Annotated in this window: 12 protein-coding genes and 2 pseudogenes; 11 read left to right on the top strand and 3 right to left on the bottom strand. The window is 72.1% G+C overall.

Going from position 1 to position 25,386, the window contains the following annotated elements:
- Positions 1-475: 475 nt before the first annotated feature.
- The 4 genes from BMY74_RS19060 (at position 476) to BMY74_RS19045 (ending at position 3,751) form a co-directional block, all read left to right on the top strand.
- Positions 476-1,699 carry a 2-isopropylmalate synthase gene (locus BMY74_RS19060; protein ID WP_089917803.1) on the top strand — a complete coding sequence of 408 codons (1,224 nt, stop codon included), beginning with the start codon at positions 476-478 and terminating at the stop codon, positions 1,697-1,699.
- Positions 1,696-2,340: a hypothetical protein gene (locus BMY74_RS19055; protein WP_177229816.1), complete on the top strand. Its 645-nt coding sequence runs from the start codon at positions 1,696-1,698 to the stop codon at positions 2,338-2,340. The genes BMY74_RS19060 and BMY74_RS19055 overlap by 4 nt, the downstream gene beginning before the upstream one ends.
- 92 nt (positions 2,341-2,432) lie before the next feature.
- Positions 2,433-3,035: a beta-ketoacyl synthase N-terminal-like domain-containing protein gene (locus BMY74_RS19050; protein ID WP_089917797.1), complete on the top strand. Its 603-nt coding sequence runs from the start codon at positions 2,433-2,435 to the stop codon at positions 3,033-3,035.
- Positions 3,002-3,751, top strand: a complete 750-nt coding sequence (locus BMY74_RS19045; protein WP_089917795.1) for a thioesterase II family protein — start codon at positions 3,002-3,004, stop codon at positions 3,749-3,751. Before BMY74_RS19050 ends, BMY74_RS19045 begins: the two co-directional genes overlap by 34 nt.
- A gap of 53 nt (positions 3,752-3,804) precedes the next feature.
- On the opposite strand, the gene BMY74_RS19040 is transcribed toward BMY74_RS19045, so the two are convergent.
- A complete protein-coding gene (locus BMY74_RS19040) occupies positions 3,805-6,684 on the bottom strand; it encodes a LuxR family transcriptional regulator (protein WP_089917793.1) in 2,880 nt (959 codons plus the stop codon).
- 940 nt (positions 6,685-7,624) lie between these two features.
- On the opposite strand from BMY74_RS19040, the gene BMY74_RS19035 reads away from it, so the two are divergent.
- The 3 genes from BMY74_RS19035 (at position 7,625) to BMY74_RS19025 (ending at position 20,200) form a co-directional block, all read left to right on the top strand.
- Positions 7,625-9,079, top strand: coding sequence for an acyltransferase domain-containing protein (locus BMY74_RS19035; RefSeq protein ID WP_245786230.1), 1,455 nt, complete (start codon positions 7,625-7,627; stop codon positions 9,077-9,079).
- Positions 9,076-14,784 (top strand): SDR family oxidoreductase, encoded by a 5,709-nt coding sequence (locus BMY74_RS19030; protein WP_177229815.1) that lies wholly within the window; start codon positions 9,076-9,078, stop codon positions 14,782-14,784. Before BMY74_RS19035 ends, BMY74_RS19030 begins: the two co-directional genes overlap by 4 nt.
- A 223-nt stretch (positions 14,785-15,007) precedes the next feature.
- Complete coding sequence (locus BMY74_RS19025; RefSeq protein WP_177229814.1) at positions 15,008-20,200, top strand: type I polyketide synthase; 5,193 nt, start codon at positions 15,008-15,010, stop codon at positions 20,198-20,200.
- A gap of 72 nt (positions 20,201-20,272) precedes the next feature.
- Here BMY74_RS19025 and BMY74_RS19020 read toward each other — a convergent pair whose 3' ends face one another.
- Positions 20,273-20,827, bottom strand: coding sequence for a DUF6518 family protein (locus BMY74_RS19020; protein WP_089917787.1), 555 nt, complete (start codon positions 20,825-20,827; stop codon positions 20,273-20,275).
- A gap of 376 nt (positions 20,828-21,203) precedes the next feature.
- On the opposite strand from BMY74_RS19020, the gene BMY74_RS19015 reads away from it, so the two are divergent.
- The 4 genes and pseudogenes from BMY74_RS19015 to BMY74_RS19000 form a co-directional block, all read left to right on the top strand.
- Entirely contained in the window at positions 21,204-22,106 is a 903-nt protein-coding gene (locus tag BMY74_RS19015) for a polysaccharide deacetylase family protein (RefSeq protein ID WP_089917784.1), read from the top strand.
- A 49-nt stretch (positions 22,107-22,155) separates the two neighbouring features.
- Positions 22,156-22,767, top strand: coding sequence for a GntR family transcriptional regulator (locus BMY74_RS19010; RefSeq protein WP_143091618.1), 612 nt, complete (start codon positions 22,156-22,158; stop codon positions 22,765-22,767).
- A gap of 45 nt (positions 22,768-22,812) precedes the next feature.
- Entirely contained in the window at positions 22,813-23,763 is a 951-nt protein-coding gene (locus tag BMY74_RS19005; RefSeq protein WP_089917779.1) for an LLM class F420-dependent oxidoreductase, read from the top strand.
- Positions 23,764-23,868: 105 nt separating this feature from the next.
- Positions 23,869-24,780: pseudogene (locus BMY74_RS19000) on the top strand (IS481 family transposase); the annotation flags it as partial.
- A gap of 172 nt (positions 24,781-24,952) precedes the next feature.
- On the opposite strand, the pseudogene BMY74_RS18995 reads toward BMY74_RS19000, so the two are convergent.
- Positions 24,953-25,386, bottom strand: a pseudogene (locus BMY74_RS18995) (3-deoxy-7-phosphoheptulonate synthase); the annotation flags it as partial.

The raw sequence follows: 25,386 nt of genomic DNA, 5'->3' as shown, positions 1-25,386 counted from the left end.
CGATCCACCGTGCGGGTGCGGACGAGGCGATCGGGTCCTGTGGACCACCGCGGCGCTCGCCGCGGTGAGGAGCGGTCTGCGTCATTCCCGTCGGGCAGGCGCGCCACGTTTCGGGTCCGCGACGAGGCTGGAGCGGCTCCGCCGCCGCTGGTGAGCGCGCGGGTTCTGCAGACCATCGCCGTCGTCGCCCGAATTGGTGGGACGGAGCTGCGGACTTCCGCAGTTCTGTTGGCGCCGAGCTGATTAACGTCGTTCGTGTCCGGTCAGGGGGCGTGCCTTCCGCGGGACTGCGGACGGACGATTCGCGGAGGCTGCTGTCGAGGGGAATTGCCGCGATGTGCCTTTCGGTCCTCTTCACGGTCGAGCTCGTCCACGTGGAGGGATTCGCCACACCGGTCTGAAAAAGATTCCGTGTGAAACGGCGGTGCGCGGAAAGCCAGGGCTTGCGAAGACGAATCGACAATGGTGGGCAGTGATGAGTGAGTCGGATGCGGTGCGCGAGTCGGCGCTGGCCGGGAGGGTCGTGCTCTGGGAGGAGGCGGCGCGGGACGGTGCCCAGGGCAAGACGCTGATGAGCCCGGACTTCCGGGTGTGGCTGGCGCGGGAGCAGGGTGCGCTGTTCGGCGCGGACGGTCCTCGGCACGTGGTGTTCGCCGCTGGGTTCCCCGCGGTGTGCAAGGAGGAGTTCGAGGCCGTGCGCCGGGTTGCGGTGGAGGCCGAGGGGACGGTGAGTCCCGCCGCGGTGTGCCGTGGCACCGCCGCGGACGTGCGGCAGGCGATCGTCTCCGTGCGGGGGGTGGCGCATGCGCGCGTGATGATCGTGGTCCCGGCGTCGGAGGCCATGGCGCAGGTCATGACGCACCTGCCCGTCACGGAGGCCGTGCGTGCCGGTACCGCCCTGGTGAGCGACTCGCTGGGGGACGGGATCGCGGTGGACGTGTGCCTGGCCGACGCTTCTCGCGCCGATCACGGTCTGCTCGCGGACGCCGCGCGCGAGCTGACGGAGGCGGGCGCGGGTGTGGTCTTCCTGGCGGACACCGTCGGCGACCAGCTGCCGGCCGAGTCGGGGGCCATGTTCGCGGCCGCTCGTTCCGAAGGCGTCGTGCTCGCCTCGCACGCCCACAACGACCTCGGCCTGGGGCTCGCCAACACGCTGGAAGCGCTGAGCAGCGGCGCGCGCGTGGTGTCCTCCTCCTGGCTGGGCGTCGCCGAGCGGTCCGGCCTCGTGGCCACCGAGCAGGTGCTGTTCCTGCTGGCCTACCGCGCCGACCGGGCCAAGGTGCTGCTCGGCGAGGACGCCGACCCGTGGTGCACACCGCCGGACCTGACCCGGCTGCCCGAGCTGGCGCAGGCGGTGGCCGAGGAGATCGGCGTTCCGCTGGGAGTGACCACCCCGGTGGTGGGAACCGGTGTCGGCACGATCTCCACCGGCACCCCGTTCGTGCACCCGGAGCTGTTCCAGCCGTTCGCGCCGGAGCAACTGGGCATCACCCCCAGCGTCGTGCTCACCCACCTGGCCAACGCCCGTGTCGTCACCGCCGTCGCCGCCCGCCTGGGCCACCAGCTCGACTTCGCCGCGGCGCGCACGGCGATGTCGTGGGTCAAGTCCCGCGCCTTCCAGCAGGGCCACGCCGTGGTCGACGACCAGGCTTTCGCCCACTACCTCGACGGACTGCGCGCGGGAGCGGTTCAGCGGTGATGGTCGACATCGAGGGCGCGCGAGCCGCGTTGGGCAGGGGAGAGGCGGTGGTGCTGCCCAACCCTGCCCCGCTGACGCACGTCGTCACCGCCACGACCCCGGCAGCGGTCAACGCCGCGAAGGGACGACCGGCCGGCCAGGCCGTCGCGGTGTGGGCGCACAGCCCCGGCGTCCTCACCGAGATCCTTTCGGCGACGACGCTCGAGCGGCCCGCGGCCGCCCTCGCCCGCCGGCTGCTCGGCGACGAGCACGTCACCCTGCTCGTCCCACTGCCACCCGGTGCGCCCGGCTGGCTGGCGCCGGCCACCAGGGACTCCTGGGCGTTGCTGTTCGGTGCCCGCTGGACACCGGTGCGCACCGTGCTCGACCCGTTCCCGCTCCTGTACGTGAGCAGCGCGAACCGCACCGGCTCGCCACCCGCGGCCACGACCACCGATGCCCTCGGCATGTTCCCCCACGGCACCCCCGTGCTGGACCTCGCGGTCCACGGCCGGGCGGAGCCGGCCCGGCGAGCCACGACCACGCTGCGCCTGCACCCCGCAGGCGGCCTCGACCTGCACCGCCGCGGTGCTCAGGACCACCCGCACCGCGACACCACCGCCTACCTCGACCACCTGCGTTCCCGTTACTCGCGGCCCTGACCCGGTTCACGCGGGTTCGCCGGCAAATCCCCGACAACCGCGAAAACGTCCCTCGCACGCCGTTGCCGCCAGTCGGAGGAACCCAGTCGACCATGACCACGCCCGAACGCCCTGCCGCCACCGACTCGAAGGGAGTCGCCGTCGTCGGACTGTCGTGCCGCCTTCCGGGGGCGGCGACCCCGGACGCGTTCTGGGAGCTGCTCGCAACGGGCGCGAGTGCCGTCACCGAGACCCCGGCCGCGCGGTGGGACGCGAACGCCCTCTACGCCGACCTGTCACGGCCCGGCAGGGCAACTCGCGCTGGGGGCGGCCACCTCGACGAGGTCGACCGGTTCGACGTGGCGTCCTCGGGCATCTCCCCGCGCGAAGTGGTGGACGTGGACCCGCAGCAGCGGCTCGCACCGGAACCGGCGTGGGAGGCGCTGGAGCACACCGGCGTCGTCCCGGCCGCCGTGCGTGAGCACGCCGTCGGCGTGTTCATGGGCGCTTCCGCCGCGGTGGTCTCCGGGAAGCTCGGCCTCGACGACGCCGCCACGGTCGTCACTCTCCGCAGCAGGATCATCGCCGCCGAGCTGGCGCGCCAGGGGGCCCGCTCCGGGCACCGCCGAGTCGCGCGGCCACGGTGCCGACGCCCCAGCAGTACGACCGGAAGAGGAAGAGCATGGCGAACGTCGTCCAGGGCGACCGCTGGTTGAGGAAGTTCCACATCACCTCCGAGCACGCTCCGCACCTGGTGTGCTTCCCGTACGCGGGCGGCTCCGCCGGGTGGTTCGCCCGGCTCAGCGCACAACTCGCCGGTGATGTCCGGGTGTCCTCGCTCCAGTACCCCGGCCGTCTGGACCGACTCCACGAGCAGCCGATCGGTGACCTGCACGTGCTGGCGGACGAGGTGTTCGCCGTCCTGGACAAGAGCCGGCCGGTGTCCCTCTTCGGACACAGCATGGGTGCCGTGGTCGCCTTCGAGGTGGCCCGCCGGCTGCAGGCGGCCTCCGTTCCCGTGCCACACCTGTTCGTGTCCGGTCGTTCGGCGCCACACCTGGTGCGCGACGCGGGCGTGCACCTCATGCCCGACGACGACCTGATCACGGTGATCGAGTCGCTGGGTGGCGTCCCACCGGGTGTGCTGCGCGATGCGGAGCTCCGCGCGATGGTGGTCCCCGTGGTGCGCAACGACTACCGGGCGATCGAGACCTACCGGTGCGCACCTGCCGCTGCGATCACCGCTCCGATCACCGCTCTGGCCGGCACCGACGATCCGCTCGTGCCCGTGCCGGCCGCGAGCGAGTGGACACGGCACACCACGGGCACCTTCGCCCTGCGGGAGCTGCCCGGTGGGCACTTCTTCCCGGTGAGCCAGTGGGAGACCGTCGCGGCTCTCGTGCGACGCCGGCTCTGCGGCGAGGACTTCTGAACGCCGGAGAACCGTTGTGGTGGCGCGGTGTCCGGCGTCCCTGCCTTCCAGGTTCAGGGGCGGGGGACGAGGCCCGCGAGCGCGGAGGACAGCTGGGTGCGCCTCCGCACCCCGAGCTTGCGGTAGATGTTGGTCAGGTGGAACTCGACGGTGCGTCGCGAGACGGTGAGCCGGTGGGCGATCTCGTCGTTGGAGTTGCCTTCCAGGACCAGCGTGGCGACGCGGAGCTCGTGCGGCGTGAGCGCGAGTGCGCTGAGCCGGGCGGCGGGCGGTGCGGCGTTGGTCGGTGCGGGGTGGTGCGGGACCGGTGCGTGCGGCGTGGTGGCGGGAGCCAGGCCGGCGAGCCGCTGATCCGGTCGCACGTCGACGCCGCACTGCCGGCCGAGCTCCTGCGCTTCCGCGAGGTGGTTCCTGGCGAGGTCGTGCTGCCCCTTCTCCCACCTCGCGGCGGCGAGTTCCAGCAACACCCGTGCGTGCAGCATGCGCGCGGTCGACCGGCGCAGCACCGAATCGGCCTCGGTCAGCCACGGGGTGGCGGCGGTGCCGCCGGTCGCGACACCCACGGTCAGCAGCGCACGGCCGATGGCGGTCGGTGCTCCCCACTGCCGTGCCAGTGTCAGCTCCCGCAACGCCAGGTCGAGAGCGGGTTGAGGTTGTCCGAGCCGGAGGTGGGCCAGCGCCGCGTACGACCGCCAGGGGCGCACCGCGGGGTTGGGCCTGCCCCAGGACTCGAACCGCTCACCGCACTCGAGCTGGTCGGCCAGCGCCCCCTCGTTGTCGCCGAGTTCCATCCGCACCGCGCCCCTGGCGTGCAGAAGTGCGGTGTGGTGCCACGTCCGCGGCAGGTTCGCGGACCTGTCGAAGGGTGCGAGCGCGTCGCGCGCGGCGTCGAGCTCGCCCAGTGCCAGCCGGGCGCGAACCCACGCGTCGGTGGCGTAGACGTGTCCCAGGTGGTCCGTGGGCAGTTTCGCCGTCCTGGCGGCGGACAACGCGAGTTCCGCATCCGCGCCGGCTTCGGTGAAGGACCCCTGGTGGTGGTGTGCCCGCGACCGCAGCGAGTGACCGATCAGGGCGATCAACGACAGCTCCTGCCGGTGCGCCTCGAGCAGGATCTCGTCGCAGTGGCGCAGCACGAGCTCCGCCTCGTCGGCGCGCAGCAGTGCGTTGAGCACTCCGAACATCCGCTGGGGGTGTTGCAGCACGGAGGTCGCACCGCCGGACAGCGCCGCGAGCGCCGCCTTGCGACACAGGGCCAGCTCCTCGCCCCGGTTGCTGGTGTCCTCGGCGATCAGCCCCGCCAGCCTGCGGCCGAGCTCGTCCCCGCGGCGCCACTGCAGCTCGTCGAACTGGCGGAAGTCCACCTGCCCCGACTCCGGGGCGGGCGCGGGCACGGTGATCCGTTCTTGCAGGCGCACCACCTCGACGGCCGCGGGGAACTTCGGCTCGATCTCGCTCACGACCTGGTGCAGCACCTTGCTGGCGCTGTCGTAGGCACCCTCGAAGTAGAGGATCTCCGTGAGCCGACAGGCGGCCGCGAGGGCCTCCCGGGGATCGTCCAGCCCGATCATCCCCTCCTCCAGGTGGGCCGCCGCCATCCGCGGGTCGAAGAACGTCTCGGCCAGACCGAGCCGCAGTAGCAGGTCCTGCCTCTGCGCGACGGGGAGGTCCTCGTCGAGAGCCCTGGTCAGCAGCTGCGCGCCGAAGCGGGCGTCGCCCTCGGCGATCGCGGTGGCGGCGGCGGTGCGCAGCGCCTCCACCGCCCAGGCACCCGTCGGGGAGGGCGTGCGCAGGACGTGGCGAGCCACGACCGGCGCGGGTGCCCGCGTGTCGTGCAGGAACCTGGCGGCCCTGGCGTGCAGCTCCTCGCGCTCCCGGTAGCCGATCGCGCTCCCGATGGTGTTCTTGATCACCGGGTGCGCGAACGCCAGTTCGCCGTCCGGTGTGAGCACGCCCATTCCTTCGAGCTGCCGCACCCGCTGCGTCGCTTCCCCGTCGTTGATGTCCAGGACCGCGGCCAGCAGCGCCAGGTCGGACGGCTCCACCACCGCGACCACCTTGGCGAGTTCGACGAGTTCCGGCGACTGGTGGTTGAGCCGTGCGAGCAGCGACTGACCGAGCTTCTCGCATTCGGGGCGCAGCAGGTCGTTCGCGACGTCCGCCTCCGGAGGTACCGACCGTTCCCGCATCACGCCCAAGATGTGCCGCGTCACCGTGGGGCAGCCACCGGTGGCGTCGACGAAGGCCTGGGTGAACTTCTCGTCCGGTGTCCGCCCGAGCATCCGCTCGGTGAGCCGCGCGACGTCGGACGCGGTGAAGAACGCGAGCTTCATCCGCTCGGAGTGGATCTCCAGCTCGGCGATCAGCAGGGGGTCGGTCGCCAGGACGCCGGGCGTGCGCGTCACGAGGATCACGACGGGGAGCTTGACGACGCGGTGCACGAGGTAGTTCAGCCAGTGCAACGACTGCACGTCCGCCCACTGCACGTCGTCGACGGCCAGGCACAGCGGTGCGTGCCGGGCGAACTCCGCCGTGAAGCGGAAGAGGTCCCGGGTCGACCGGTGGGCCTGGAACTCGCTGTTCTCACCCGCATCGGCGGTGAGGTGCCGGGAGACGAGGTCGTACCCCTCGGGCGCGGCTCCACCGTCCTGGCCGCGCAGGAGTCGCTCGAAGAGCTGCTGGACCACGGCGAAGGGCATTTCCCGCTCCATCAGCGAGCCCTTCGCCCGGCACACCACGAACCCGCGCTCGTGGGCGAGCTCGCACGCCACGTCGAGCAGCGAGGTTTTGCCGATCCCTGGTGTGCCCTCGATCAGGAGCGTCGACGGGGTCGCGCGTTTCGCCGATTCGAGAGCATCGGCGATGCGTTCCAACTCCGCACCGCGACCAACGAGGACGGCACCGCTGCCTGAATGCTGGTGTGCGTCGGCGACCATTTGTGCGCTCCGTAGTTGTCAACTAAGCCGATCGGGTGGTCGTTGTTTCAAATCGTTCCGCTTCGGCTTTGTGTCGATTTGAGAGGACGGATACCCAGCAGGTCAAGTTCTTGATCCCCGCGTGTGTCGTGAATAGTTTTCACAGCTGACTTTCCAGCTAGGGACGGTCTGGGTGCACCTGGGTAGGCGGAGAAGGCCGCACTGGACGTGCGGGCTCCGTCGGATTCATCTCATTCGTCGGGACAGATCGCGCCCGCCTCTGTTCGAACGGGCCCGTACGAATAGAGGCGGGCGCGATCGGTGAGAGGCTGAACATCACCTCCGCGGCTTTGCCGTGAGGCCTCTGGTCGGATGGGGAATCGTCGAATCGGCAGGTCCACGCCGCGGACAACCGCAGTGTCCTGCTCGGTGGTCGTTGACGTGCACCACCCTCCCGCGACGAGCTGAGCTGGTCGTTCGACTCCGGATGAGGCGGTTGCGGCGCCATCACCGCTGGTGAGCGGTCGTGCTCTCGCCCTGGGCGCTGCTGCCTCCCGGGTGACGGCGATCGCACTGCGGACTTCCGCAGTCCGATCGCCGCGAAGCTGTTTAACCTCGATTTCGTCCCGTTCGGAGGATGGTCGAGAAGGAGACCCATGCCGGGTGGTGGTCGCAGGCGTCACCGGAGATGGCGAGAAAAGTTCGGTGACAGTGATCACTGATTTTCGGTAGGTGCGCACCGGTCGTCGGGACCTCCGTCCGGGTTCTCGCCTGCAACGGCACTGGCTGCTCGGAGATTACTCGGCGCCGACTGCACGAAGGGGTGCGATCCGCTGGCCGGAACGCGTGGTCGTGGCCGTTCGCGCGCGACTGACATTCTGTCGGCCAAGCGATGTCCCGGCTTTGCCCGGAGCCGGCACCGGCCCTTCCCCGGTGCTCTGAAACCCGTTTCCGCTCCATCGTGAGGATCATCATCGTGTCTCATTCGTCGTCCACCGAGCCGGTCTTCCTGTTCCCCGGACAGGGCGGGTACCTGCCCGGTTGCCTCTCCCGCGTGTGCGCCGGCCGTGCACTGCCCGCCGTCGTCGGACAGGTGGACGCGCTGTCGCTCCGGTACGGCGGGCCCACGATCTCCGGTCTGCTGGAGGATGCGGACGCACCGCCGCTCGACACCCTGCTGGCCAGTGACGTCCCTGCCCTGAGCCTGGCCATCTTCGCCACCGAACTGGCCGTCTTCGACCTGGCCCGCGAACTCGCCGGCGTCACACCGGGTCTGGTGATCGGCCACAGCTTCGGCGAGTTCGCGGCGTTGACCGCCGCGGGAGCCCTCGACCTGGCGGACGGGGTGAGGCTGGTGATCGCCAGGGACCGCGCGCTGCGCGCCGCGGACGACACCGAGGGGGGAATGGTCGCGTTGCGCGTCGGGCGGCAGCGGGCGAACGCCGTCGTCGACTCCCTGGCGGACCGCGGTCTCGCGGTCGCGGCCCACAACGGCTACGACCAGGTCGTGGTGTCGGGCCCGCACGAGTCGCTGGACCGGCTGACGGCGCTGGCGGGCCTGCTCGGGATCGAGGCGACCCGCCTGCGCGTCCCGTACCCGTTCCACAACCGGCTGCTGGGGGAGGCGAACCGGCTCTTCGAGGCCGACGTGGCCGGGGTCCGGGTGCGCGCTCCGCGGGTGCCGATGTACTCGCCGGTGCTGGGCCGCCGCGTCGAGACGGAGCAGGACGGCCGCGAGATCCTGACCAGCCACCTCGAACGAGAGGTCGGCTTCCTGCCGGCGCTGGTGTCGGTGCGGGGTGAGGGGTTCACCCACTTCCTCGAGTGCGGTGCCCGCGCCGCCCTGACCGACCTCGTGAACGCGAACCTGCCGGGAGTGCGGACCGCGGCGCCGGTGCGGCAGCGCCGGACGCTCGACGAACTGCGTGGCGTCTTCGCCGCGTTCTCCAGCACGGAGGCGGGGTCCGACACGGGTTCGTGGACGACGGGCGCACCGCCGGTCGCGGTCGCCGAACCGTCCACGCCGCCCGCCCCGAGTGCGGGAACGGACGTGCCACCGGTCGAGCGGGCCGAGCCGGCCGCACCGCGGGTGGAGCAGGTCGTGGCTCCCGCTCGCACGACCGCGCCCGCTCCCGTCGAACCTCCGCCCTCCGGCGCCGGGGACGTCTCAGGCCTGGTGGACGAGCTGCGCACCTTGTACGCCTCCGCCGTCGGCTACCCGGAGGAGGTGTTCGAAGCCGACATCGAGCTCGAGGCGGACCTCGGCATCGATTCCATCCGCCAGACCGAGCTGCTCCAGCGGGCCCGGCAGAAGTACGACCTCCCCGAGGCGGACATCCGGATCACCGACTACACCACCCTGGAGTCGATCGCCGGGCTGCTCACCGAGCTCGGCGCCGGGCGGGTGAGGGCGTGAACAGTCCCCGCGCAGGCGCTTTCGCCGACCGCATCTGCCTGGTGACGGGAGGGTCCAAGGGACAAGGCCGGGCCATCGCACGCGAACTGGCCCGCGGCGGTGGCCATGTGATCGTGAACTGGTTCCACGACGTCGACGCCGCGCGGCAGACCGTCGCGGACATCCTCGCGGAGGGCGGTTCCGCGGAGCACCTGCGGGCGAGCGTGGCCAAGCAGGACGCGGTCGAGGAGATGTTCGCCGAGGTCGCCCGCAGGCACGGCCGGCTCGACGTGCTGGTCAACAACGCCGCGCGCGGCGTGTTCGAGCCCGGCCACGTGCTCACCGACCGCGACTGGGAGAGGGCGATCGACACGAACGTCCACGGTCCCCGCCGTTGTTGTCGTGCCGCGTTCCCGCTCATGAGGGAACGCGGCGGCGCGATCGTGAACCTCGGGTCGATCGGCACCAGCGTCGTCATCGACAACTACAGCTGCGTCGCCGTGTGCAAGGGCGCCTTGGAGCAGCTGACGAAGTACCTCGCCGTGGAGTTCGGTCCGCACGGCATCCGCGTGAACATGGCTTCCGCCGGCATGCTGGTCAGCAAGACCGTGGAGCTGTTCCCCCGCAGTGAGGAGGTGCTGGCCGCGACGGTCGCGGGCACCCCGCTGGGCCGGCTGGGCACCGTGGAGGAGCACGCGAAGCTCGTGGCCTTCCTCGCGTCGCCGGAGTCGTCCTGGATGACGGGGGAGAACGTCGTCAACGACGGCGGGATCCGCCTGGGCGGCGCGCTGATCCGTGCCGGGGGCACGTGGGGCGACGCCGTTCGCCCGGCCGCGGCGGTCACCGAGCCCGGCGTGCCGGGAGTTCCGGTGGACAGCGCGTCCGCGAGTGTTGCTGACCAGGTGCCCGCGGCTGCTGTCGGCGGTGCGGCCGCACCTGCGTCCAACGGCGTGCCCGTCCGCACTTCCGACGGCGCGCCCGCGGGTGCCGCTGACCGCGTGTCGGCACCTGCTTCGGGTGGCGCGTCCAACGGCGTGCCCGTCCGCACCTCCGACCGTGTTGCCGAGAACACTCCTGACGGCACGGAGGACGACGCCATCGCCGTCGTCGGCATGGGCCTGGTCGTCCCCGGCGCGGAGTCGCCCGAGCAGTTCTGGGAACTGCTGCGCACCGGCGAGCCCGCGTTCAGCGAACCGGGGGACCGCTACCCGCAGGACACCTTCTGGGCCGCCGACCCGGGCGACCGCGACCGCACGTACGCGCGCACCGCGGGTTTTGTCCGGATGGGCCGGCACGAGGACGTCGCTCCCGACGCCAGCCTGTCGTCGTCCTGGCTGCGCCACGCCCTGGAGCAGGCGATGCCGGACGGGCCGTCGTCGCGTTCGTCGCTCTTCATCGGCGCCTGTTCCGACGGCGACCAGCACTTCGAGCAGTCCATGGTCGTCGAGGGGTACGCCCGCCTGCTCGCCGAGAACTGGCCCTCGCCGTCGGGCCCGGATGCGGAGCAGCTGCGCTCGGTGCTGCGGGAGCGCTACCGGCTGGCCTCGGGCAGCCCCGGGGACCACCTGCCGGACGGGGTCGTGCGCCACGCGGTGCGCGGCCTGCTGCCGGACACCACGCCCGTCACGGTCGTGGACACCGCATGCTCCTCGTCGCTCTACGCCATCGACCTCGGCGTGGCGGCACTGCGGGAAGGTAGTACCGACCTGGCGCTGTGCGGCGGCTACTTCATGGTCACCCCGCGGTTCAACGTGCTGTTCAGCAAGCTCGGCGGCCTCAGCCACCGGGGAGCGGTCAACGCGTTCGACGGTTCCGCCGACGGCACGCTCTTCTCCGACGGTGCGGCGGTGGTGGCACTGCGCCGGCTGGGTGACGCCCGGCGCGACGGCCAGCAGGTGCTCGGGGTGCTGGCGGGGTTCGGTGCCGCGGCCGACGGCCGGGGCAAGGCCATCGCCGCTCCCAACCGCCGCGGGCAGGAACTGGCGATCGCCCGCGCCGGGCGCGGACAGGAGCGCCACCCGGTCTGGGTGGTCGGGCACGGCACCGGCACCCGAGCCGGTGACGAGGTCGAGCTCGCCGCGCTGAACGAGTCGGCGGCGGGCCGGGAAGTGCTGTGCACCAGCAACAAGTCCCTGATCGGGCACACCGGCTGGGCCGCGGGCGCGGTGTCGGTGATCCACGCGCTGCTCGCCCTGCGTCACGGCGTCGTCCCCGCACAGCGGCCACACCCCGCGTCGGCGGCTACCGCGGAGCACGTCACCGTTCCCACCCGGGACACGCCGCTGCCCTCCGGGCCGCGCGTGGTCGGCGTGTCCGGGTTCGGGTTCGGCGGGACGAACGGCCACCTGCTGCTGGCCGACGAGCCCGGTCCTGGCGAGTCGGCCCCGGCCGCGCGGCCTCCGGCGATGGACGACCGGATCGTCCTGGTCGCGTGGAGCGCCCACCTGCCGGGAGCGCCGACCTCGGCCGAAGTCGCGGCGCGTCTGGGCGACTGGCGTGCGCCCGCCGCCGAAGCAGGCTTCCCGACGCCCTACCCGGCGCCGGAGTGGAAGGTGAGCCGGTTGCCCGCCGCGGTGTCGGACGCCATCGACCGCACCCAGCTGATGGCCTTGGACGTGGCCGATCGCTTCCTGTCCGAACACGGGCCGCTGTGGGAGGGACGCGAGGAGACCACCGGCGTCGTCGCCGCGCACCACGGGCCCACCCTGTCCTGGTACCAGTCCGCGCTGCGCTGCTACGCCGACGACCTGCTCGCCGTGACGCCGGGCGGCCTCGACGCGGACGAGTTCACGCGGGCCGCGCAGGCCGTCGGTCGCGCGGTGCGGGCGGGAACCCCCGAGTCCACGCCGGACACCCAGCCAGGCCTGATGGGCAACGTCATCGCCTCGCGCATCGCCAACCGCCACAACCTCAACGGTGCGGTGCAGCTCGCCGACGCCGGACCGGACGCCACCGCGCACGCGGTCCAGACGGCGGTGCGGCACCTGCGCGGCGGAGCGCTCGACCTGGCGCTCGTGCTCAGCCTCAACGGCAACAGCACCGACGAGCTGCGCACCCTGCTCGGCCGAGGACCTCTCGGTGAGGGCGCCTTCCTGTTCGCCCTGGCACGCGAGAGCACAGCGGTCGCGGCGGGGTGGCCGGTGCTCTGCCAGGTCTCGGTCGCCGCCGGGGGTGCCGAAGCCCGAGCCGTACGGCCGGTGGACTACCTCGGTGCCAACGGCGCGTGCGACCTCATCGGCGAGCTCGCCCACCTGGGGGAGACCCCCCGCGTGGTCGCCGGCGGCCCTTCGGCGCCGGGGATCGTGCTGACACCACACCGGGCCACCCGGCCGGCGCCTCGCAACGAGCGCTACGTCTGCACCTACGTCGAGGAGCCTGCCCCCGAGGCGCAGTGGACCACCGCTCCCGGGCCGGACTGGCTCGTCGTCGTGCAGCCCGGATGCGAGGAGTCGGTGCCCGCACACGTGCGCGCGTCCGGCGCTCACGTCCAGGTGCTGGACGACAGCGCACCGGTCGAGGACCAGTTCCCCGACGCCGCGACGGGCGCGGGCCGGTTCAGCCACGTCCGCCTCTTCGCCTCCACCGGCGCGGCGGCCCCCGGTGACACCGTCGCGGAGGGAACTCTCCGCGCACACGAAGCGCTGTTCCTCGCGGCGAAGTCGTGCCGCGACCGGATCGACGCCGGTGGCTCGCTCGGCGTGCACCTCGTCGACGAGCTGCGCAGCGGTGTCCCGCACTCCTCCACCGGCCTGTTCACCGGCATCGTCAGCAGCCTCGCCTGGGACCTCCGCGGCGCGCGGCTGGCCGTGGTGATCACCTCGGAGACCGGCGGCTGGGACGCCCTGAACCGGGAGCTGGCCGGGTACCGGGGCTACCCGGCGGTGCTGCACCACGACGGCGTGCGGTTGCGCACCAAGCTGGTGCCCGCGCCGCTCGACCTGAGCTCGAACGTGTCGCCGTTGCGACCGGGATCGGTGGTCGTGGTCACCGGCGGCGCGCGGGGCATCACCGCCGCCTGCGCCAAGGAACTGGCCGCGCGCACGCCGCTGAGGTTGTGGCTGCTGGGGTCGTCCCGGCTGCAGGACGTGCCGGAGGAGCTGCTGGACGCGGGCGCCGAGCAGCTCCCCGCCCTGCGGGCGGCCTTCCTCAAGACCGAACGCGCCCGCACCCCCGGTGCCACGGTGCGAGAGGTCATGGCCCGGTTCGACCGCCTGCTCAACGCCCGCGAGTCGCAGCGCAACCTGCGGGAGCTGCGTGCGCTCTGCGGCGAGGACGCGGTCGACTACCTCACCTGCGACCTCACCGACGCCGAGGCCGTCCGCTCGACCGTCGAGGCGATCCGGCAGGTCACCCCGGACGTCGACCTGCTCGTGCACGGCGCCGGCCTGCACAACGGCGGCGACATCTCCCGGTTGACGATCGACGGGCTGCGGCACGTCCGCAGGGTCAAGGTCGACGGCTACCGCAACCTCAAGGCCGCGTTCGGCACCGCCCAGCCCGCCCAGTGGTGCAACTTCGGCTCGGTGGCCGGCCTCGTCGGCCTGCCCGGCGAGACCGACTACGCGCCCGGCAACGACTTCCTCCACGGCGCGGCCCGCCAGGCGGCGCTGGTCCGCGGCGCGGACGAGCGCACGCTGATCTGGCCGATCTGGGCGGAGATCGGCATGGGCGGGTCGGAGCTGATGCAGGGCAACAACGAACGTGCGGGGATCATGGCTCCGCTCGCCCCGGCGGAGGGTGTCCGGCACCTGGCCACCGAGCTGAGCACGCCCTCGGTCGCCCAGCCGCTGGTGGCGTTCCTCAACGCGAAGGAACGCGCGACGTTCGGCGAGCAGTTCCCCGGCTTCGTGCACCCGGTGCCGGAACGCACCCGCTGGATGCTCGGCACCCCGCACCGCATCACGCGCGGCCACACCCAGTGGTTGCTGGACCTCGGTGAGCGCACCGCGGGTTTCCTGGTCGACCACACGGTGAACGGCAAACCGACCATGCACGGCACCGGACTGGCCACCATCGCGGCCGAGGCGGCGACGGCGGTGGTCCCCGGTCTGCCCGTCCGCACCCTGGAGAACCTGCGGTTCTCGGCGTTCGTCGCGCCGAAGGCCGGACCGGGCAACCCCTACCGGGTGACCGCGCGGCCGGACGGCCCCGACCGCGTGCACGTCCGGATCACCAGCGACGTGGTGGACCGGCGCGGCCGGGTGCTGCGCGCGGACCGCGAGCACTTCGCGTGCCACGTGGTGCTGGGTGACCTCCCGACGCCCCCGCCCGCCCGGGACGTCGTCACCGACCGGCCGTCGGAAGACCCCTACTACCGCGAGGACAGCGCCGTGGTGCTGCGCGGCGTGTACCGCGCGAGCACCGACGGCAGGGAAGGCCAGGCCGGGACCAGCTCCCGCTGGGTGCTGGTCCCGGCCGGAACCGAAGCCGACCACGCACTCCTGGAGAACCCGCCGGTCCCCACGGTGATGCTGGACGCGCTCGCCCGGACCCGGTTGCTGCGCACCGACGGCAACGGCGTCCACCTCGTCGCGGTACCCCGCTTCATCGACCGCATCGAGTTCTTCACGACGGGCAGCGACGCGGCGGTGAGCAAGTCCCACCCGGACGGCATCCGGCTCATCCACGTCGACGACGCCAACGTCGAGGAGGCGGTGAGCACGGACGGCCGGGTCCTGATCCGAATCTCCGGTTGCGAGACGTTCGACGTCGGCGACACCAGCTGAGCGTGACGGCCCCGACCACCGCGGCCGGGGCCGTCACGGAATCCGGCCCGAACCGGATGCCCGGCCCCACCGGCCCGGCGGCTGATGTCGTCGCGCCGGTGGGCTCCGCGCTCGTGAACATCTCCCGGCCGCATCCGCCCTGCGGCCGGCTCCTGGAGCTGGACGGGAGATCCCGTGAGGTGGAGGCGGCTCGACCGAGATGTGTGAGGTAGCAATGACGCGTTTGAGTTCTGGCAGCCCGGACGACGACGTCGCCGTCGTGGGTCTGGGACTGCGGTTGGCAGGTGGCATCTGCGAACCGGCGGACTTCTGGGCCGGCTTGATCGCGGCACGCAGTGAGGTCGGAGACCTTCCCCGCGACCGGTGGTCGTCCTACCCGGCGCACGGTCCCGCGGCGACCGCCGCGGTGGACCGGGCCGTCAGCCGCGCCGCCTACCTGGAGGACGCCGCGGGCTTCGACGCCGAGTTCTTCGGCGTCACACCGAAGGAAGCGGTCCTGATGGACCCGCAGCAGCGCCTCGTGCTGGAAGTGGTGTGGGAAGCCCTGGAGCACGCCGGAATCCCACCCCTCTCGCTCGCCGGCAGCAACGCCGCCGTGCTGATCGGTGTCGGTGGTGGCGAGTACGGGCAGATGCTGCTGAACGATCCCGAGCGGATCGGCCCGTGGAGCAGCATCGGCGGTGCCTACTGCGCCGTCGCCAACCGGGTCTCGTACTTCCTAGACCTGCGCGGTCCGAGCCTCGCGCTGGACTCCGCGTGCTCGTCCTCGCTCGCGGCGATCCACTTCGGACGGCAGGCGCTGCTGTCGGGTGAGTGCGACGTCGTGATCGCGGGCGGGGTGAACCTGATCGCGGCTCCCGCGCAGACCCTGTCGCTGGGGGCGTCGGGCGCGTTGTCGGTCGACGGCAGGAGCAAGCCGTTCGCGGCCGCGGCCAACGGGTACGGGCGAGGTGAGGGCGCCGGCGTCGTGGTGCTCAAGAGGCTGGACCACGCCCGGCGCGACGGCGACAACGTCCTGGCCGTCGTCCGCGCGAGCGCGGTCCGGCAGGACGGCCGCACCAACGGGATCATGGCGCCCAACGGCACCGCACAGCAGGAGATGCTCCGATCCGTCTACGCGCGGGCGGGCATCGATCCGTCCGATGTGGACTACCTGGAGGCGCACGGCACCGGTACGCCCCTCGGGGATCCGGTGGAGGCGGCCGCCGCCGCGGCCGTCCTCGGGGCCGGTCGGGCGCCGGACTCGCCGCTGCTCGTCGGGTCGGTCAAGGGCAACGTGGGGCACCTCGAGGCCGGAGCGGGAGTCGTCGGCATCATCAAGACGGTGCTCGCCATGCGTGCGGGTGTCCTTCCGCCCACGGTGGGAGCACGGGACGGCGTCAACCCCGCGGTCGAGGCGGAGCGGTCAATCAAGGTGGTGACCGAGCCGACCGCGTGGCCCCAGGTCGCCGGCAAGCCCAAGCTGGCCGGTGTGTCGAGCTTCGGGTACGGGGGCACCATCGCGCACGTCTGCCTGGCGGAAGGAGATCCGCTGGAACCGCACGCGGAGCGAGGAGTCGCCGACGGCCCGTCCCTGCTCGTCCTGTCCGCCGCCACCGAAGAGGCGCTCGCGCCGACGGCGTCCAGGCTCGCGGACGCGCTGGAGACGGGGGAGCAGGACGTCGACGCGGTGGCGGCCACGCTGGCGCTGCACAGGTCGCACCTGCCGTGGCGGACCGCCGTGGTCGCCGCCGACCGCGGCGAGGCGGTCGACCGCCTGCGGGCGTGGCCCGCGGCCGGGAAGGTGCCGGGAGTGGTGCACGGCCGGGCGACCGACTCGGCCCCGGGACCGGTGTTCGTCTTCTCCGGGCACGGTTCCCAGTGGGCGGGCATGGGACGTGAGCTGCTCCGCTCGAGCAAGCCGTTCGCGGCGCTGTGCGAGCGGCTCGACCCGATCTTCCGAGAGGAGGCCGGGTACTCGCTGATCACCGAGGTCGACGAAGGCGACAGCACGCGGACGGACCGCATCCAGGCGACGCTGTTCGCCATGCACCTCGGCCTCGCGGAGGTGTGGCGGTCCTGGGGCGTGGAACCGGTGGCGGCTCTCGGCCACTCGATGGGGGAGATCGCCGCGGCGGTGACCGCGGGCGTGTGGAGCGCGGAGGACGCCGCCCGGTTCGCCTGCCGCCGCGCGGCACTGCTCGAGACCGTGGCCGGTCGTGGCGCCATGGTGCTGCTCGACGTGCCGTTCGGCGAACTGGAGGACCGCCTCGCGGGCAGGCCCGGCCTGTCAGCGGCGATCGAACCCGCCCGCGGGTGGTCCGTGCTGGCGGGAGACGCCGCCGCGGTGGAGCGGTACGCCGCCGTGCTGGCCGGTGAGGGACACGTGGTCCGCCGCATCGCTTCCGACGTCGCCTTCCACAGCTCCCACATGGACGACCTCGTCGACGACCTGGGCGTCGCCATGCTCGGGCTGTCGACCGGCGCACCGTCCCTGCGCCTGTACGGCACCATCCTCGACGACCCGCGTTCCGAAGCGCCGCGGGACTCCTCGTACTGGCAGCAGAACCTCAGACGTCCCGTGCGCTTCGCGGCGGGGGTGGAAGCGGCGGTCGAGGACGGGCACCGCCACTTCCTGGAGATCTCACCGCATCCCGTCGTCGTCCACAACATCGCCCAGATCGCGGAGTCGCTGTCCGTTCTCGCGGTCACCGCCGCGCACTCGCTGCGTCGCGCGCAGCCGGCACTCGCGGAGATGACCGGACAGCTGGGCAGGCTGCACTGCGCCGGAGTCCGCGTCGACTGGCGGGCCCACTGGCCCCGCTCGGCGGCCGTCGCGTTGCCGCGCACGGCCTGGCAGCACAACCGGTACTGGCTTCCGGAGGCCCCTTCGGACCGGGGGACAGGAGGCCACGACCCCCGTTCCTTCACGTTGCTCGGTTCCCGGCTGACAGCGGCCACCGTGCCGCCCTCGGCCGTGTGGCAGACGACCCTGTCACCCGAGACCAGGCCGTACGACGCTCCGCACACCGTGCACGGCGTGGACATCGTTCCGGCCTCCGTCCTGTTCTGCACGCTCGCCGACGCCATCACGGGCGACGCCGACGGACCTCGTCACCTCCGCGACGTCGTCCTGCACACACCTGTGCCGGCCGAGCAGGACCGCTCCGTCCAGGTCGTGTGCCAGGACGGCAGGGCGGTGCTGTCCTCCCGCCTGCGGGAGGCGTCCGAGGAGACGTCTTGGACCACGCACACGTCCGCGCGCGACGGCGGTGCCGTCACCGTGCGCGCCGACTCGGTCGAGGTGCCCGCGGCCCCCGTGCTCCCGGCGCTCCCCGTCGGCCCCGGCGAGGTGCTCGACCTGCTGCGGCCGCTGGGGGTGTCGGGACTGGCCTTCGACTGGCAGGTGGACCACCTCCGGCACGACGACCAGGTGGTGCACGCGACCGTCTCGACGCCTGGCCGTGCGCCGCACTGGGCGGTGGTCCTCGACGCCGCCACCACGTTGTCCTCGCTCCCGCTGGCCCGGCAGGGCGTCTTCCGCATGCCGGCCTCCGTCGAGTCGGTCGAGTGGTCCGGCCCCGCCCCGTCCTCCGTCCACCTGGTCGCCCGGCTGCGTGGCGGCACCGTTGACGTCGTCGACCTGGACCTGCGCGGGGACGACGGGCAGTCGGTCGCCAGGGTGACCGGACTGCGGTTCGGGGTTCTCGAGGCGGACCAGACCGTGCTCGCCGATCCGAGGACGTTCCTGCACGGACTGTCCTGGCAACCGCTGGAGGTCCCGGTCACCGAGACGCCCGCGGCCGCGGTCACGCTGGTCTCGACCGAACCCTCGGTGGTCGCGGAACGGCTCGCGGAACACCTCGTGCGCGCCGGCCTGCGGTGCACGCTCGTCAAGGCCGCCCGGGACATCGTCCCTCCCGCGGGTGACGAGCCCCACCACGTGGTGTACCTCGCCCCGTTCTCCGGCCCGGGGCACGAGTACGACGTCGTCGTTCGCCACCTGGCCGAGCTCGCCGACGTGACCAGGGCCGCGGTCGGGGCCGACCGGCCGGGGACCAGGTTGTGGGTCCTCACCCGCGAGGCGTTGGCCTGCGAGGTCCCCTCGGGACTCACCCACCGGCCCCTGTGGGGAGCCGCGCGGGTGATCGCCTCCGAGCACCCCGAGCTGCGCGGTGGCGTGCTGAACCTGGAGGAAGGCGACGACGACGCCGCGTTCGAGCTGGTGGCGCGAGTCCTCGCCGATCCCCCTGCCGAGGACTGGCTGGTCATCCGGAACGGCGGACTGCTCGCCGGACGCGTCGTGCCCCGCCCGGACCGTGCCCGGACGCCACCGGTGAACCTGCGACCCGACGCCACCTACCTGGTGACGGGTGGTCTCGGGGCTCTCGGCCTGGAAGCGGCGCGACACCTCTGCTCACGCGGCGCCCGCCGGTTGGTCCTGACCAGCCGGCGGGGACTGCCACGGCGGTCCACCTGGAACGAGCGGCACGACGAGGCCACCCGGCACGCCATCAGCGTGGTCGAGGAGCTCGAAAGCCAGGGAGTGACCGTCCTCCCGATCGCCTTGGACGTGACCGACGCCGTCGCCGCGCGAGCGGTGCTGATGACCGACTCCCTCCACATGCCGCCCATCGCGGGCGTGGTCCACACGGCCGGGGCCGTGCACGGCCGCCTGGTGGACGACCTGGACGAGGACTCGATCCGGGAGACGTTGCACGCCAAGGTGCGCGGGGCGTTGGTGCTGCACGAGCTGTTCCCGCCGGGGAGCATCGACGAGATGGTGCTGTTCTCCTCCACCGCACCACTGGTCGTGCTGCCCGGCTGCACCGCCTACGCCGCCGCCAACTCGTTCCTGGACGGCCTGGCCGCACACCGCAGGCACCTCGGCGGCAACACCACCTCGATCGCCTGGACGGTCTGGCGCGACACCGGCATGGGCAAGCTCACCGCCGACGGGCTGCAGAGCATGGAGGCCCAGGGCTTCGGCGACATCACCCCGTCCGAGGCGCTGCGCGTGTGGAACTGCCTGCACACCACGGACGACGGCTACGCCTTGGTGGTCAGGCCCACCACGCCACCGCCGGGAGGACGGCGCGCGCTGTTCGAACACGTCCGCGATCCCCAGAGCGGCACGACGGGCGGGGGAGCGGCGACGGAGTCGATCACCCTCCTGCGCGACCTGCCCGCGGACGAGGTGGCCGACGCGGCGATGGCCGTCATCCGGAGCGTGGTGGCGGCCGAGACCGGTGTGCCGGAGCAGCGGGTCGAAGCCGACCGGCCGTTCTCGGACATCGGCCTGGACTCGGTCATGGGCATCGCGATCCGGGGCAAGCTCCAGCACGGCACCGGGATCGAGCTGCCCGCCGGCATCCTCTGGACCCATCCCACACCGGCGGCCCTGACGCGCTACCTCGCCGCGGCGGTGGCGCGGTGAGCTCGTAGCGGCGAGCCCGCGGCACGACGTGGTGGTCGTGCCGCGGGCTCGCCGCGTACCGGCAGCCGAGGCTCACAGGCCGGTCACGGCCGAGATCAGCAGCAGGCAGCCGAGCGCGACCAGCGACAGCGCGGCCGAGACCGCGAGGGCCCGCCACCGGCTGCGGGCGATCAGCAACGGCAGCGCCACGGCGAGCGCGCAGGCGACGAACCCGGTGTCGCGGTAGCCGAGCACGAACAGGTGCCACAGGCCTTCCATCCCGAACACCGCACCCAGGACCCCCGCGCCCGTCCAGTGCCGCCAGGCCTGCCCGTGCCGCCACCAGGCGCCGGCTGTGCCGAAGAGCGGTCCGGCGACGAACGCCAGCGCCAGCCACACCGAGGGGGCGTACAGGCCGCCCATGCCGTCGCGCCCCAGCTCGGCGTAGCCGTAGTAGCCGACGACCGCACCCACCTGGGTGAGCGTGCCGGCGAGGACCGGGCGCCGCGACCACGAGCCGGCGACGAACGCGGCGACGACCCAGACGGCGCCGGAGTTGGCGAGGGAGTTGGAGCTGCCGAGCAGGACGCCCTGTCCGAGGTTGGTCAGCACGCCGAGCAGCACCCCGGCGGGAAGAGCGAAGATCATGTGATCATCCTCGCGATGACCGTCCACTCGCGACATCGGCATTTCGGTCTTTTCACGGGTCATTCGCACCGTCGATGCGGAGGACAGCAGCTTCTGGCGGCCCCACCTCGTCCGAAGTGGACATGTGTGTCGACCGGATGTGCCTGTGCGGTCTGCGCTGTGGACAACCGCAGTGTCCGCGGTCAGCGCCCGCGCCCGGTTCGGCAACAGGACTGCGGGCTTCCGCAGTGCGGACGCCGCCGGGCTGGCTAGCGTCGTTCGCATCCCGGCCGAAGGGTGATCACACCTTCCCGGAGCGGTGGGCGCCTGCCGGCGGTGAGTTCCGGCGGAGAGGTTCGCCGACACCGTGCCGCTCGAGCGAGAAAGGTTCTGAGACTTGCCGAATGCGGGTTCTTCACCTTGGGAGTGGGCGGAGTGGCAGTGGAAGTCCGCCGTGGGCGAGGCGAACGCGGGTGTCCGGCTGGCCCCGGAGAACTGGCCGGGGAACGCGACCGTGGCCGTCGCGATCTCGGTCGACGTCGACAACGAAACGCTGCCCCTGTCCCGCGGCGAGACGGGGCCGGGCCTCCTGGCACAGGGCCAGTACGGTGCGCGCGTCGGTCTGCCGCGCGTCCTCGAGACGCTTCGCCGGCACTCCGCCCCCGCGACGTTCTTCTACCCGGTCGTCTCGACCATGCTCGACCCCGCGGGGCTCACCGCGGTCCGAGCCGACGGGCACGAGATCGGCTTGCACGGCTGGATCCACGAGAAGTGCGGTGAGCTGACCGCGAAGCAGGAGCGGGAGCTCGCTCTGCACAGCGCGGACGCGCTGGAGGCCGCGACCGGTGTCCGGCCGGTCGGTCTGCGCACCCCGTACTGGGACTTCACGGTGCACACGCTGCCGATCATCAGAGAGCTCGGCCTCGAGTACGACTCGTCGCTCATGGCCGACGACCAGCCCTACGAGCTCGTGCACCGGGGTGAGGCGACCGGCGTGACCGAGGTCCCGGTGTCCTGGATCCGGGACGACGCCCCGTACTTCCCTGACGACGCCCTGGGAAAGCAGGTCCTGGCGCCGCGCGAAGTGCTGCGCATCTGGCAGGACGAGTTCGACGCGGCCCACGCCGAAGGCGGCCTGTTCACCCTCGCGCTCCACCCGCACATCATCGGCCACCGGTCCCGCGTCAAGGTGCTGGACGAGTTGCTGGCGCACATCGCCTCCCACACCGGCGTCTGGTGGGCCACCCACGCCGAGATCGCACGACACGCTGCGACGCACCGGACACCTCCGGCGAAGTGATGACCACCCGACCCCTGTTTCCGAACCGAGAGGACCGAACACCGTGCCGATGATCGAAGAAGTTCGCCAGGACCAGACCAAGTCCCTCGTCGACGTCTACACCAGGGCCTTCTACGACGACCCCGTGTTCTCCTGGATCTTCCCCGATCCCGACCGCCGCGAGGAAGCCAACCGGCGGTTCTTCACGGTGATCGTGGAGTCGACGTTCGCCGGTGGCGGCCTCGCCCTGCAGGTCGAGGACTTCAGCGCCGTCTCGCTGTTCTACCCGCCGTCCGTCCTGCCGAGCGCGCAGGAGCACGCCGAACTCATCGGCCTGCTGGAGGAACGGCTGGGCGACCAGGCCGAACGGGCGGTGCAGTTCATGAACCTGCTCAACGACAACCACCCGCGAAACGTGCCACCACACCTCTACGGAACGTATCTCTCGACAGTCCCCGGACGGCAGGGGCAGGGACTCGGGACCAAGCTGAAGAAGGCCCAGTTCGCCCTCGCCGACGGTGCGGACGCCGGCGTGTACGGCGAAGCCAGCTGCCTGCGCAACCTGGCGTTGTACGAGCGGCTCGGCCAGGTGCGGCTGGGCGAGGCGATCACCCTGCGGGGCGGGCCGTCGCTGTACCCGATCTGGCGGCCGCGGGCGAGTGACCGAGCCACGGCGTCCTGAGGACGCCGAGCGCCAGGACGGGCCGGTGGAACCCGAGGAGGGCACATGAGCCGGTGGGGTATCACCATTCCTTTGCCCGGGGCACCTCTCGCACTGCACCGCGGGATCGTCGAGGAGCTCCCCGACCTCGGGTACACCGATGTCTGGACCTCGGAGAAGGCGGGCACCGACGCCTTCACCCCGCTGGCACTGGCCTCCCAGTGGACGGAGCAGCTTCGGCTGGGCACCGCGGTGGCGTCCGTCTACACCCGCGGTCCGGCGCTCCTGGCGATGAACGCGGCGACCGTCGCGGGCCTGGCACCCGGCCGGTTCGTGCTGGGGATCGGCGCGTCGTCGAAGGTGATCGTGCAGGGGTGGAACGCCGCGGAGTACACCACCCCTCTCCGCAGGGTCCGCGACACGCTGCGGTTCCTGCGGCCGGCGTTGCGCGGCGAGAAGGTGACCGAGACGTACGAGACGTTCTCGGTCGACGGTTTCCGCCTGGAGAACCCGGTGGATCCGGTGCCGCCGATCGCGGTGGCCGCCCTGAGGCCGGAGATGCTGCGGCTGGCCGCGAAGGAGGGCGACGCCGCGATCACCAACTGGCTCGCTCCCGGCGACGTGTGCCGGATACGGGAGGAAGTCGGTCACGGTGTGGAGCTGGCGGCCCGGATCTTCGTCTGTCCCACCACCGACGGTGCGCTGGCACGCCGGCTCGGCCGGCGACTCGTCGCGGGCTACCTGACCGTGCCCGCCTACGCCGCCTTCCAGGACTGGCTCGGCCGCGGTGAGGCGCTCAGACCGATGCAGGACGCCTGGAACCGCGGCGACCGGCGCGAGGCCTTGGAGCTGATCCCCGACGAGGTGGTCGACGACCTCGTCGTGCACGGCGCGCCGGAGGCCTGCCGCGACCGGATCCAGTCTTATGTGGACAGTGGTCTGTCGACCCCGATCATCGCCTTGGTCCCGACCGGTGAGGACCCCGTCGGCCACGTCAGGAGCCTGGGGCCGGTCTAGGTGTACTCGGCCGACACATTGGTGACGGTGTGTCGGCTTGATCATGGGTGAGGCCTCCGGGTGCGGTGGTGATGGCGAAGTCAGTCACCACAGCCGGAGGCCTCGATGGGACACGCCAACGCCCGCCTGACCCTGCGCGGACGCCTGGTCCTTGGTCAGCGAGTCGCCGCCGGCAGACCGGTCGCGCACGTGGCCGAAGAACTCGGTGTGTCACGGCAATGCGCGCACCGCTGTGTTCGCCGCTTCAGCGACGAGGCTCCTGCTGGCCTGGTCGACCGGTCCAGCAGGCCTCATCGCATGCCGTCGCGGACCTCGGCTGAGCACCAGGTCGTGGCGGTGCGCGGCGAGCTGCGTTGCGGACCGGCTCGGATCACCGCCCACACCGGCGTGCCCGCTCGCACCGTGTCACGTGTGCTGGCCCGCCATGGCTTGCCGAGCGCGATCCGCTGACCGGACAGCGGATCCGCGCCACCCGGCACACCACCCGCCGCTGCGAACACCCGCACGCGGGCGACCTTGCTGCACCTGGACGTCAAGAAGATCGGCAGGATCCCGCCTGGAGGCGGCTGGCGCGCCCACGCCGCGGCCCGAAGCCCCGCTCGATACGGGGCCTGGGCCACGACTACGTCCACGCCGCGGTCGACGACCATTCCCGTCTCGCCTACGCCGAAGTCTCGCCGACGAACGTGGTGGCACCTGCGCGGGTTTCCTGCTTCGCGCGGGCGCCTGGCTCGGCGAGCACGGCATGCAGCGTGTTCCTCGCGTGCTGACCGACAACGCCGAGAACCACGTGATCTCACGCGACTTCTCCGCCGCGATCGGCGCTCGCCACAAGGCCGTCAAGCCGCATTGCCCTTGGCAGAACGGCAAAGTCGAGCGGTTCAACCGCACCCTGCAGGCCGAGTGGGCCCACCACGACGTCCTCCTCGACAACGATGCAGCACCGCCGCGCTGGCGCCCTGGCTCGATCACCACAACACTGAACGCGGTCACCACGCACTCCACGGGCGCCCGCCATCAGCCGCGTTCAGTCACCAACCTCAAGACCAGGTACACCTGGCGCCGCGGCACGGCGCCCGAGGCGCCGTGCCGCTCGGCCGTCGGATCAGGACGTTCGCCGGTAGAGGTGCTCCTGGTCCAGGTGGAGCGGTTCGGGGACGAGGGCGTCGTACCGGGGGTGGAACTCGGTTCGCAGCATCTCGGCGACGAGGAACGCGAGCTCGAGTGACTGCTGCGTGTTCAGGCGCGGGTCGCACGCCGTCTCGTAGCGGCCGGCGAGGTCGTCGTCGGAGATCTCCTGGGCGCCGCCGAGGCACTCGGTGACGTCCTCACCCGTGAGCTCGATGTGGATGCCGCCGGGGTGCGTGCCGAGGCGGCGGTGCACCTCGAAGAAGCCCTGGACCTCGTCGACGATGCGGTCGAAGTGCCGGGTCTTGTAGCCGGTCGACGACTCGTGGGTGTTGCCGTGCATCGGGTCGCACTGCCAGATGACCTTGTGGCCGCTGGCCTCGACCTTCTCCACGATGGCGGGGAGCACGTCGCGCACCTTCTGGTTGCCCATGCGCGAGATGAGCGTCAGGCGGCCCGGCTGGTTGCGCGGGTCGAGGCGCTCGACGTACTCGA

The sequence above is a fragment of the Lentzea albida genome, assembly GCF_900111005.1.
Classification (GTDB): Bacteria; Actinomycetota; Actinomycetes; order Mycobacteriales; family Pseudonocardiaceae; genus Lentzea; species Lentzea albida.
Note: the sequence above shows the minus strand (reverse complement) of the source record. Positions and strands in the feature narration are given on the sequence as shown.